General features: G+C 59.0%; 9 protein-coding genes and 1 pseudogene. 2 read left to right on the top strand and 8 right to left on the bottom strand.

The features are described 5' to 3' along the window. A pseudogene (locus P0D73_RS42925) lies at positions 1-369 on the bottom strand (group II intron reverse transcriptase/maturase); the annotation flags it as partial. Between the two features lie 972 nt (positions 370-1,341). Here P0D73_RS42925 and P0D73_RS42920 point away from each other — a divergent pair. After that, positions 1,342-1,815 (top strand): hypothetical protein, encoded by a 474-nt coding sequence (locus P0D73_RS42920; protein WP_408435840.1) that lies wholly within the window; start codon positions 1,342-1,344, stop codon positions 1,813-1,815. Between the two features lie 1,093 nt (positions 1,816-2,908). Here P0D73_RS42920 and P0D73_RS42915 read toward each other — a convergent pair. Further along, the gene (locus P0D73_RS42915) at positions 2,909-4,183 is read right to left on the bottom strand and encodes an MFS transporter (protein WP_408435838.1); all 1,275 of its coding nucleotides are present in this window, start codon (positions 4,181-4,183) and stop codon (positions 2,909-2,911) included. Positions 4,184-4,633: 450 nt separating this feature from the next. Between P0D73_RS42915 and P0D73_RS42910 the strand changes: the two genes are divergently transcribed. Further along, complete coding sequence (locus tag P0D73_RS42910; RefSeq protein ID WP_408435844.1) at positions 4,634-5,140, top strand: MarR family winged helix-turn-helix transcriptional regulator; 507 nt, start codon at positions 4,634-4,636, stop codon at positions 5,138-5,140. Between the two features lie 33 nt (positions 5,141-5,173). On the opposite strand, the gene P0D73_RS42905 is transcribed toward P0D73_RS42910, so the two are convergent. The 6 genes from P0D73_RS42905 to P0D73_RS42880 form a co-directional block, all read right to left on the bottom strand. Beyond that, positions 5,174-6,265, bottom strand: coding sequence for a porin (locus P0D73_RS42905; protein WP_408435836.1), 1,092 nt, complete (start codon positions 6,263-6,265; stop codon positions 5,174-5,176). A gap of 81 nt (positions 6,266-6,346) precedes the next feature. Beyond that, entirely contained in the window at positions 6,347-7,942 is a 1,596-nt protein-coding gene (locus P0D73_RS42900; protein ID WP_408435834.1) for an MFS transporter, read from the bottom strand. A gap of 166 nt (positions 7,943-8,108) precedes the next feature. After that, a complete protein-coding gene (locus P0D73_RS42895) occupies positions 8,109-8,735 on the bottom strand; it encodes an N-carbamoylsarcosine amidohydrolase (RefSeq protein ID WP_408435832.1) in 627 nt (208 codons plus the stop codon). Positions 8,736-8,744: 9 nt separating this feature from the next. Then, on the bottom strand, positions 8,745-9,779 hold the full coding sequence (locus P0D73_RS42890) for a 2,5-dihydroxypyridine 5,6-dioxygenase NicX family protein (RefSeq protein ID WP_408435830.1): 1,035 nt from the start codon (positions 9,777-9,779) through the stop codon (positions 8,745-8,747). 25 nt (positions 9,780-9,804) lie between these two features. Beyond that, positions 9,805-10,659 (bottom strand): alpha/beta fold hydrolase, encoded by an 855-nt coding sequence (locus P0D73_RS42885; RefSeq protein WP_408435828.1) that lies wholly within the window; start codon positions 10,657-10,659, stop codon positions 9,805-9,807. A 25-nt stretch (positions 10,660-10,684) separates the two neighbouring features. Continuing rightward, positions 10,685-11,437: a maleate cis-trans isomerase family protein gene (locus tag P0D73_RS42880; RefSeq protein WP_408435826.1), complete on the bottom strand. Its 753-nt coding sequence runs from the start codon at positions 11,435-11,437 to the stop codon at positions 10,685-10,687. Positions 11,438-11,453 lie beyond the last annotated feature (16 nt).

Genomic DNA, 11,453 nt, shown 5'->3' with positions numbered 1-11,453 from the left:
GATGCCCAGCTCGCGCTCGCCTCCATCCGGCTTCGGAATCGTCACCCGCCGTACCGGACTGGGCCGGTACGTCCCCTTGAGCAACTGTTCACGGATCGCAGGCCACACCGTCACCAGATGGCGCGACGTCTGGTCAATGTCCAGACCGTCCACACCAGCGGCTCCCTTGTTAGCCCGTACCCGTTTGAACGCCTGCTTCAGGTTCTCTCTCGTCAGCGCCGCTTCCAGCAGCGCTGACCCTGTGTCCCCGCAGGCATGTCGCGGGCAACAGGCTTCGTCGCTGACAGGTATACGTGCAGCTTCACCGCGCGCGTTCCCCATCCGCCCCGCTTGCACGGGCATCTGACGCATTGCCTGTCGCATCGACATGACGCTGGACACTCCTTCCCGTTTGGCCCTTCGTCACCAGCCTCAGCCTCGCCGGCCTATCCTGTGACTACTACGGCCTCTGCTGACTTCTCGCTCCGGCTCGACGCCGTTGCCCTTTCAGGCATGAGGCGAGATCTCCCCAGGTAAGAACGCACTCCTTCACTGCACAACCGCCGGATCTACGTCACCGCCCCTTGATCACGAGAGCTTTGCGGTCTTTGGCCCGCTCGCCCTGGTCGGCAACGCCTTCTATCCGGTTCTTGTTCATCGGCTCGCAGTTTCGCTCCGCGCTTCCTCCCCACACTCGGTCACCCCCATGCAGTTGCGCTTCGCTTCGCTCGCTGTGATCAACTTGCGGTGGGACTTGCACCCACAAGAGTTCGCCCATGCTGGGAGCACCAAACGAAGGGTCGGATAGCCACAACTATCCGACCCTTCCGGCGTAAGAATCTTGGCGACAGGAGGGCCGGCCCGTCATAAATTAGGGTCCGATTGATAACTACGTCCCGAAAGAATCGACGCGGGGTGAACTAATCGCAGCAAAAACCGGCATGATCCGTATGCTGCAGGAAATACCGCTCACCGATGAAGAGCGCAACGCCGTCGAGGGTAACCAGAAAGCTGTCTACCGTTTGCTTCGACCCCTCGATGGCCCGCTGCGAAGGAAACGGTGAGACAGACGTTGAAGGCGTCAGGCAGGAGTCAGCCGAATAGTTGCCGTTCTTGCAACACTGAAAGCCGTAGTTGCAATGGCTGGTTCATGCGCAACTTCCCGAATGGTTGACGGACGCATGCAATCGGCGGTGACAGAGCGCAAACGAACATTTCTGCAAAGGTTCGAGTTGCTTTCAGCGCTGCAAGATCTATACAACTGAGTGCAGAAGGCCGAACAGGCAGGTCTCGTTGGTATCACGGAGCCAAGGTTGTGTGAAGCACCTACTCACCCGCGGCTACAGAATGGAGGAATAAGTTATGACCGCTCCACGAGGCAACGAATTACGTGATGTGCTACCCGAAGACAATATCTCGCCCCCGAAAATACTCATCGGCGAAGGCTTTGAAATCCGCCCTAGTCGCATCAAAGCATATAAGCCAACTGGGGCACCGGCATATTTCTATGATGTGTTTACGGATGACAATACCCGCGTGGGTATTGCAAGCTTGATTCTCGAACAGGACCCGCAACAAGTTTCTGAAATAGGTCATGTTTGTGCGAGGCTGTCAGAAGAGCACGACAACCCGGAACTACTCAAGCAGGTAGGCGAATTGCTCATTTCACATGGCCATGAATGCGGGTTATCCGATATTCACATCGTCGTTCCTGAACAATCCGAGTCAGTAGTCACGGCATGTGAGTCGATCGGCACAACTTGCAACAAAGCGTACTTCGATCGAAGTGGCGAGAAATTCGTTCGGTTTGGGTATTCGGCCGGTGGTGGTGTTTAACAATCGGACAATGCGGTTCGGCGGATAGTCAGTCAGGTTCTCTGCCTGACTGCCGCCGACCTCCCACGTTGGGCGACACTTCCTTAAGGTGCCAATGATGCTCTAGAACTGCCCCTTGGAACTCGGCGTGGTCGAAGATTCCGGGACGCTGCGCTACGTCGGCTCTGTGCCGTACTTTACCTCGTTCAGATGACCAATTTCCTATCGGAACCCCCAGCCCTTCAACAGACGCTGCGTCCATGGTATATCCACACCGTCAAATCCATTCACGAAGCGACGTGGCCGCCCTCCTCGATGGCCGCCAACTGCACTTTTCTGCGGTGTGGCTTGTCCTGAAATTCAGTTCCGGGAGCCGGTCAAGCATTTCCTGTCTAGGCCTGCACGGCGGCTACCCCTCGTGCGCGAAACACGGAGCATCGTGAGGCCGCGCGTTCCGTCGCCGACCTTGCGGGGCTACCGAAGCTCTCACACACTACAGTCCGAAATGACACCGTTCAGTGCGGAGAATATGTCGAGAACGAACAGTTCCGGATTGGATCGTTAGCTGGTGCACGAAAACCCGATGTCGCCTCCGATAGTACTCCCAGGCATTCATGGTCATTAAACCTTGCCCAGAAATCGACGACGCAGCGTTGCCGTCGACTGCCATGAAGCCTGGCCGTTCACAGAATGTCTTTGCAGCAGGATCCGGCTTCGAGCATCAGCCATGCTTCGCAAGCGCTGCCGATCAATTCTATTCTCTTGCGATGTATGCAGTCCTCTTCATTGCGGTCATTTGCTCAGCTTACCTTGCTTTAACGCGACACTACCCCTTGTCGCGTACCCCAGTTGTCGAATGGTCGCTCTGATGCGCTTACCCAACTTTAAGTAGAGCCGAACCGCTCGAAGACGGTCTTCGTACGAGTACATGAACTACCTCCAGGTAGTCCAAGTTTTCGTCCGCACCCCCTTCTGGGGAAAATACGGTCGACGTTGACACACTTCGAGGTCTACGCTGTCCATGATCGCGATCGCGCGAATTCCATGAAATGTCGCGATAGCGGGGCGTGCCGAGAGATCGCCTCCGAAGCGCGCTCCCGGCGGGATCGCTTACTCAATGCCGCGAGGCGATGTCCGGGTGAACCGGAGCCCGCCAGGCGAGGCCGATGATGACGCCGAGCACGCAGAGTGCGGCGATGTACCAGGCGGGCGCCATGATGATGCCCTGACGGCCGACCAGGTAGGAGGCCACAGCCGGCGCGGTCCCGCCAAAGATGGCGTAGGCGGTGTTGTACGACAGCGCGAAGCCCGTGAAGCGGACTTCAGGCGGGAAGCTTTTCACGATGATGTACGGCCCGAGTGTGATGGTCCCAATCAGGAAGCCGCCAGCAATGTAGAGCGGCCATACTGCGGTGCTGCCTGAGGTCAGTGCGAAATAGAAGGCGGCCGTCACAGCGAGCATCGCGATGCTGCCCAGCGCGTAAGCCTTGCCACCGCCAATCCTGTCGGCGGCCCAGCCAGCGGCGGTGCTGCCGATGATGAGCCCGAAGATCGACCACGAGTTGTTGGTGAAGACCGCTTTCGCCTCATAGTGGAACTGCGATTGCAGGAAGGTCGGGGTGTACAGGAAGTACAGCACGAAGATCCCGGAGAAGACCCAGGTGGCCAGCAGCGATACGACGATGGCGCCACGGTGCTCCTTGAGCACGACCGACAGCGGCATCCGCGAGTCGGCGGCACGCTTGGCGCGCAGCGCTTCGAAGACGGGGGTTTCATGCAGGTAGCGACGCAGGTAGACGGAGATCAGGCCGAAGACGCCGCCGGCGATGAACGGCATGCGCCAGCCCCAGGTCTTCAGGCTCTCAGCATCGAGGTTGCCCATCAGGTACTTGGCACTCAATGCACCGAGCAGGATGCCCGTGCACAGGCCCGACATCAGCAGGCCGCAGGCGAGGCCCACGCGGTCACGCCTGACGTGCTCCGAGCAGAAGATCCAAGCGCCAGGGACCTCACCGCCGACAGAAAGGCCCTGCAGGATGCGGCACAGCAAGAACAGCAGCGGCGCGGCCATGCCGAGCATTGCATAGCTGGGCAGCAGGCCGATGAGCAGCGTGGGAAAGGCCATCAGGAAAAGGCTGAGCGCGAACATCTTCTTGCGCCCGATGCGGTCGCCGAAGTGGGCGAAGAAGATGCCCCCGATCGGACGAACAAGGTAGCCAACGGCGAATATGCAGAACACTTCGAGCTGGGCGAGCCACTCGGGTGTGTGCGGCGGAAAGAACACGGTGGCGAGCAGCTTGGTGAAGAATACGGCGACGATGAAGTCGTAGTATTCAAGCGCACCGCCCAGCGAGGCCAGGCCAAGCGTCTTGACGTCGCTCCAGGACATTGACTGCCCCCCCAGGGCAGCCTCATTCGATCGCGCAGGGGTTGTACTCATTTTTTGCTCCAACATGTAAAAGGTTGACGTCCGGCAAAATCACTGCATCACATTGTCAGCATACTGATCACATGATCAGTATGCTGACAACGTGATGACACTAAATCCTTGCGCGACGTTTCTTAAGTTAACTTTTAAAATCAGGAAAATGTCTGCCGAGCGCCGGCGCCGAAAACTTGCTGTAAAATCATCAGCGCACTGACAGATAAGCTTTTATCCCGAAAAAAAACGGAATGCAACAGTGGTTCTCCCAGGGTGACTGCGGCGCGAACTGGAACGGAATTTCACGTGCCCTCCTTCCCACCAGGCTACGTGCTCTGAAGCAAGCACAGCGGCTACGACCGTTCGACAAACAGTTACACTTGTCCCGCTTCAAAGGACATTTTTGAAAGGATGAATATGGGCACAGTTACGGAGAAAAAAGCTGCCGTCTCAGATCCGGCGATCGAGACTGGGCATCTGTGGCAACGCCCGGGGTTTCTGATCCGGCGCCTCAACCAGATTCACATCGCACTTTTCTTTGAGAGCTGCAAGGACTTTTCGATCACTCCAGTTCAGTATGGCTTGCTCACCACACTAAGCGAGCAGCCTGGGCTCGACCAAACCTCCCTCTGCGCTGAGGTCGGCGTCGACCGCACAACGATGGCAGACGTTCTCCGACGCCTCGAAGAGCGCGGGCTGGTCAAGCGTGAACCCAGCCCTTCCGATGGGCGTCAGAAAATCGCCAATATCAGCAGCAAGGGGCGACGCGTAATGAACGAGATGTACGAGGCAATGCGAGAAGCCCAAGTACGATTTTTGGCCCCGCTGGAACCCAAAGAGCGCATAGAGTTCATCAGAATGATGATGCAACTGGTCGAAGGCAACAACCAGTACGGCCGCACACTGCTGAAACACTTCGACTGAGAAGCCGGCGTCCGCAGACGCCAGCTTTTTCGGTTAGAACCGATGCGAAATTCCGACTCGTGTCAGCAGTTGCTTGTCGTTACTCGACGCACTCGAAACGGCCATAATCCAAGCCTGCGGGTTGTTATCGCCGCTCACCTTCTGATACACGGCCTCTGTGTAAAGTACCGTGCGTTTGGACAACGCATAGCGTACGCCTAGCGAGAACTGGTTCGCCTTGTCGCTGGCGAGCACAGCGTTGCCCTTCATGAGCTCGTAGTCGCCACCGACTGACAGTGCCGGAGTGACCTGGTATCGCGTTCCAACCTGGTAGACGTTGATGGTTGCGTTATTGGCCGTGTTTTTTGTGTTGGTATAGAGCACACTGAGCGCGGCCAGGCCGAACTTGTACTCTGCTCCAGCGCCAAAATTGCGTATGCCGGCCATTCCATTGGCGAGTTGCGCATACCGCTGATAGGTGTACGCGACGCCTGCCGAGAAGGGTCCGTTGACATAGTTGGCGCCAAAACTCTTGCCGTCGTTCTGTGCAATTGCGCCCGGCACACCCCCGAAGCTATACAGGGCGCCGGCAGAAAACCCATAGTAGGTTGGCGTCGTGTACTTCACCGAGTTTGAAATAGCCGTGCCCGACATGCGGTCAAAATTCGCATTTCCGGAGGGGTTACCGGGAATCCCCAGACCAGAAAACGGGCCTTGGCGAAAACCATACAACCCCCCGATGTAGATCGAATTATCGAAGCGTAGTAACGAATCAATCATGAAGTCGTACTGTTGGCCGAATGTCAGTTTCCCGTACCGGTCGTTTGAAAGACCCACGTATGCGTTACGGCCGAAAAGGCCGCCGCCATTCGTCGGGAAGATAGCTCCGGTACCGAGGTTGAACTGGTCAATCAGTTCAAATATCGCCTTGTAGCCACCGCCAAGATCTTCCGTGCCGCGCAGACCCCATAGGTTCGGCATCGCGATACCGTTATCCATCGTATAGTTGTGGCCGCCCTTCTGATTGGTGACCATCGTGACTCCGGCATCAATCGCGCCCCAGAGTTGCACAGAAGACTGAGCGTGCGCCGGAATCGCGGTCACAAAAGCGCATGCTGCCGCGGCAGCGGTCAATGGTGTTTTCATCTCCAAACCTTATATTTGTGCACAAAGCCCTCCCCGTGCCAGTCCGCACAGGGAGACGCTTCGCGATATGTAGAATTGTCTTTACAGCGAGATGTCCCTACGGAACGTTTCGGGAACGAAGAGCACACCGACAATCAGTGACACGCCCGCAATAACGATCGGATACCACAGGCCGAAGTACACATTCCCGTTTGCAACTGCCATCGCCGAGACAACGAAAGGCAGCATTCCGCCGAACCAGCCAGATCCAAGATGAAACGGAAGCGAGAGAGATGTGTAGCGGATTCGCGCCGGGAATAGCTCAACCATAAATGCCGCCATCGGACCGTACACCATGGCGAGATATACGATCAGTAACCACATCAGGAAGATGACAACAGGCGCGTTGATTTGTGATGGGTCCGCGTGTTGTACCCAGCCGGCAGAAAGTAGAGCGCTCTCCAGATCGTGCCGGTCGCTGCTGCGCACCGTTACATTGCCTATGACTGTTGCAGTTGACTCTCCAGGCAGCAACGACACCTGCTGGTAGGAAACCCCCGAGGCGCTCAGAAATGAGCGGATGCGGTCGCAATCGGTCTTTGGTGCTGCGAATAGCGAAAAGTGACAGTCATCCGCGTGAACGACTACCGGCGAACTCTTCTGGAATGCCTCCAACTTAGGGTTTGCGTAGTGAGTCAGCGCATGAAAAATCGGTTGCGTGGTCAGGGCCAGCATGAGGCAGGCAGCCATCATGATCCACTTACGTCCGATACGGTCTGAAAGCCAGCCGAAGAGCAGATAGAACGGAAACACGCAAATTAACGCGATTGCCAGATAGAGATTCACCGTGTTTGGCGCGACCTTCAAGGTATTCTGCAGGAAGTACATTGAGTAGAAGTGGCCCGTTCCAAATACGACGCCAACCCCTGACGCCGTGCTGAACAGCATGATGAGTACATATTTGAGATTTTCCCAGTTGCCGAAGCTCTCCCTAATGGGCGATTTCGACAGTTTCCCGGCGTGCTTCATGCCCTGAAAGGTCGGGGACTCCGCCAGCTTCGTTCGCAGATACACAGAGATCACCAGCAAGACCAGTGAGACGAGGAACGGAACACGCCATCCCCAATCCTGAAACGAAGCACTGTCCATCGCAGACCGGCTCGCACTGACTACAGCGATGGAGGCCAGCAAGCCAAGTGTGGCAGTCGTTTGTAGTGAACTGGTGTAGAAGCCCCGACGATCTGCGGGAGAATGTTCAGCCAGATAGGTCGCTGCCCCGCCCGTCTCACCACCTAGGGCAAAACCCTGCAGAAGACGCAAAAGCACGAGCAGGACCGGCGCCAGCATCCCGATTTTTTCGAACGAAGGAAGCAGTCCTACACCAACTGTGGCGACGCCCATCAAAACAATGGTCGCCATGAAAGTGTACTTCCGTCCGATCCGGTCCCCCAGTCGGCCAAAGAAGAGTGCGCCAAGCGGCCGAACAAGAAACCCCGCGCCGAACGTAGCGAGACTCGCCAGGAAGGCGGTGGTCTCGTTGCCACTTGGGAAGAATAGCGTACTGAACGTACCTGCCAAGGCAGCATAGATATAGAAGTCGTACCATTCAAGCAACGCTCCAAATGATGAAGCGATGATCAGTGTAAATTCGCGACGCGTTACAGCGCGCCGCGATGGCTCTGACGTCGAGATGTCCATTCTCACTCCTGACTGCACGGATCGTGCCGTGCTTCGATTTAGTTATACTTAGTTTCAGAAACTGTCCAGCTTCTGCCGGACGTACGTATATGCATAGCGTTTCGAGAGGCGAGGCGCTATTACACACCAAAGGGCGCGTCGCACATTACGCGCCCTATTCCTTCATTTACTGCAGATCTCCAAGTATTTTGAGTGCTTCGTCGCGAGTCATGACGGCGGCGTACTTCTGGGCCATGTCGAAGAGGTTGGCGTCGTGCGGGGCGATGGCGCGGTCACCCACGCAGTCGGAGAGCACAAACGGACGGAAGCCATACTGCATCGCATCCACCACGCTCGAGCGCACGCAGCCACTGGTCACCGCACCGGCGACCACCAGCGTCTGCACGCCGCGCTGCGCAAGCCACGCGGCCAGTGAGGTGCCGAAGAATGCCGAGGGCACCGTCTTGCGCACCACCAGTTCGCCCGCACGCGGCGTGAGCTGCGGCACGATGGCACTGTTATGCGTGTGCTCCTTGAGCGTGAGCAGACCCGGCACCTTCAGCGTAAAGATGTTTTCGTCCGCATCATCATCGGCGAACACGATGCGTGTGTGGGCTACCGGCCAGCCGCGCTCGCGCGCATGCGCCAGCAGGGGCACGGTGCGCTCGATGGCCGGCGCGATGTTGCCCCCGCCAAACACCTCGGGGTCCGCAAAGCCGTTGACGAAGTCAATGATGAGTAGCCCCACCGTGGCCTTCGGTTCGAGCGTCGAGCCGAAGCTCTGGCGCTGGTAGGTATCTAGTTCATTGGACATGCTGATTCCTCACTTATCCAGCACCTGGCCGTTGCGCACCACCGCCTCGCCATCGAGGAACACGTCGCAGTGACGCAACGGGATGTCGATGTGGCAGGCCGTCGTGCGTTTGCCACCGGCTTCGTTGTTCGGACCGAGCGAAAACAGGAAGTTTCCCTCGAAGGCGCGTGCGTCCATGCCGATGGTCGCCTCGCGGTCATACAGTCCCAGCGTCGACCAGTGCGCCCGCGGCTGGAGTCCCCAGCCGATGTGCGAGATGGCGTACGCCTCAGGGTCCTTGAAGGTGCCCATATACTCGTTGAGCAGGTCCGCGTCCATGCCACCCTCGATTCGCGTGGCAAAGCCGTTCTCCACCGTCAGCTCGATACGGTCCTGCACGTAACTCTTCTGCGGCAGCAGTATGTCGCCCCGGTCGATCACGATGCGCCCGTAGGCACGGCCTTCGTCCGGGAACGTCAGCGCAAAGCCGCTTGGCCAGTGATCCCACCGGCCCGGCTTGTCAACGAAACCGTATTCCGCAATCGCCTCGAATTCGCCGATCGGGCAGTGGAAGTCCGTCCCGGCAGCCGAGACGATGTGCATCTCACGGGAACGGTTGATGCGGGCCTGGGCGGCCAGCACCCGCTCGCGGTCGCCCAGGTTGGGCACGAGCCGCGTGAGCACTTCGGGCGGCTCGACCGCGAGCAGGATCTTCGTGCCGCTTTTCAGGATGTCGAACTGCTCGGGCGAGAACAGCAGCGTCATCAGGTCCAGGACCAGGTCACTTTCCTTGAGCGCGGCAATCGCCGCACGGTTACCCGTGAGGGGCGTTGTGCCGAGGTAGGCGAGCGGGTCGCGGCTGAGCGCCTTCTCGCCGTTCACCGGCGGCAGGTCCAGCCGGTTGACGATCGCGCCCATCGACTGCGTGGCGATCAGCGCGGTCGAAAGCGTTTGCGGATGGGTGGCCGTACTCGTGAGAATCGTGACGGTCTGGCCTGCCTCGAGGCGCGAGAGCGTCAACACCTGCTTCCACGCGTCAACCATCTGAAAGTCGCTGACTGGCATAGTGTTCTCCTTTAAAAAAGGTGCGTCAGGCCTGCCGGGCAGCCAGCGCTGGCAGCGGCGCGCCCAGGAAGTCGCCGAACGCATGGTAGAAGCCGTCCTCGTCATCCCACGGGATCATGTGGCCGGCGTCGGACACGTGCGAATGCACGAGTTGCGGCACCAGCGTGCGGATCTCCTCGATGTCTTCCGGGCGGACCACGTCGCCGCGGCCGGCCGTCATCAGCAGAACAGGCACGCCGACGTGCGGTAGGTCCGCATGCACATCATCGGTATGGAAGCCCTTGAAACTGTCGCGGATCGCACGCTCATCGCAGGTGTGCAGCCACTCGGCGCGCAGCTGGCGCTGTTCATCTGTCCAGGTGGGGCAGAACGCGAGCATGCCTTTCGCGTCAGTGCCTTTGCGCGCAAGCGCCATTGAGTCGATATACCAGGGCAGCTGCGACGGATACGGACGACGCCCCGGGCCGGAGACGGGCGGATCGACCATGACGAGGCGTGCCAGACCGGCCGGCTGCGTGCGTGCAGCACGTACGCCAATACGGCCACCCATCGAGTGGCCCACCACGCTGTAGCGAGTAAGCCCGAGAGCCTGGGCGAACGAGACCAGGTCAGCCGCCTGCGCATCCAGGCTGTAGTCGAGCGTGTCCGACGCCGAGGACAGGCCCCTGCCACGGACATCGAGCACGTAGGTGTCGAAGGTCGTGCCAAAGTGCTCACCGACGAAACCCCATGTCACGGCCGGGCTGGTGATGCCCGGCACGATGATGACGGGCTCGCGTGAGATGCGCGCGCCAGCTGCGCCACCGTAACGCAGGTAATGCTGACGGATACCGTTCGCGTGAACGTTACCGCCATAAAGGAACGTGGATGTACGGCTCATGCTGTGCTCCCGGTCGTCTGGCGCATCAGTAGGCGCCCGAGAGCAGGGCGCCGGCACCCGGCACCACCGCTTCCAGACCGAGCTGCTTGAGCATCGCGTAGGTCGTCGCAATCGAGGCGGTGATGACCGGCTTGCCCGTCAGCGCTTCGACCTTGGCGACGGCCGGCAGCGAAGGCATCTGCACGCAAGCCGAGAGTACGATCGCATCGGCATGCACCGTGTCCATCTGCGAGACGATGCCCGGCAGCAGGCTCGGGTCGTGACGGCCCACATCGAGGTTGTCCGGAATCTCCAGTGCGCGGTAATCGAGCACCTCGTAGCCTTCATTGCGGATGTAGTCGACCACCAACTCCGTAAGTGGCTTCATGTACGGGGCGACCACTACGATGCGTCGGGCGCCGATGACCTTCAGCGCATCGACCAGCGCGCCGGCGCTGGTGATGACCGGTGCCGCACCGCCATTCTCGACGGTACGCTCGTGCAGACGCTTCTGGGACACGCGGTGATACCCATGGCCCATCGCCATGATGGCGACCAGGCACGCGTAGCCAAGCACGTCCACGCGGGCATCGCTGAGCTCCAGCGCGCAGCGGTCGGACTCTGCATCCATCGCGGCCAGTTCTTCCTTGACCACCTTCTTCATCCGCATGCGGCTCGAGTGGAACGTGAACCGTTCCGCGCGGATCGACTGGCGCGCCAGCAGCATCGCCGGAATCTCCGTCTCCATCGTCGTGTTCGAACTTGGCACTATCTGACCAATTCGGTATTGCTTCGTCATTGCTATCTCCAGAAAG

Origin of the sequence: Paraburkholderia sp. RL18-101-BIB-B, from assembly GCF_046026985.1 — a bacterium.
Lineage (GTDB): Bacteria > Pseudomonadota > Gammaproteobacteria > Burkholderiales > Burkholderiaceae > Paraburkholderia.
Note: the sequence above shows the minus strand (reverse complement) of the source record. Positions and strands in the feature narration are given on the sequence as shown.

Excerpts from the sequence above, each read along its gene's own strand:
- P0D73_RS42920 (WP_408435840.1), top strand. The coding sequence starts at position 1,342 with ATGACCGCTCCACGAGGCAACGAATTACGTGATGTGCTACCCGAAGAC.
- P0D73_RS42915 (WP_408435838.1), bottom strand. The coding sequence starts at position 4,183 with ATGTCCTGGAGCGACGTCAAGACGCTTGGCCTGGCCTCGCTGGGCGGT.
- P0D73_RS42910 (WP_408435844.1), top strand. The coding sequence starts at position 4,634 with ATGGGCACAGTTACGGAGAAAAAAGCTGCCGTCTCAGATCCGGCGATC.
- P0D73_RS42905 (WP_408435836.1), bottom strand. The coding sequence starts at position 6,265 with ATGAAAACACCATTGACCGCTGCCGCGGCAGCATGCGCTTTTGTGACC.
- P0D73_RS42900 (WP_408435834.1), bottom strand. The coding sequence starts at position 7,942 with ATGGACATCTCGACGTCAGAGCCATCGCGGCGCGCTGTAACGCGTCGC.
- P0D73_RS42895 (WP_408435832.1), bottom strand. The coding sequence starts at position 8,735 with ATGTCCAATGAACTAGATACCTACCAGCGCCAGAGCTTCGGCTCGACG.
- P0D73_RS42890 (WP_408435830.1), bottom strand. The coding sequence starts at position 9,779 with ATGCCAGTCAGCGACTTTCAGATGGTTGACGCGTGGAAGCAGGTGTTG.
- P0D73_RS42885 (WP_408435828.1), bottom strand. The coding sequence starts at position 10,659 with ATGAGCCGTACATCCACGTTCCTTTATGGCGGTAACGTTCACGCGAAC.
- P0D73_RS42880 (WP_408435826.1), bottom strand. The coding sequence starts at position 11,437 with ATGACGAAGCAATACCGAATTGGTCAGATAGTGCCAAGTTCGAACACG.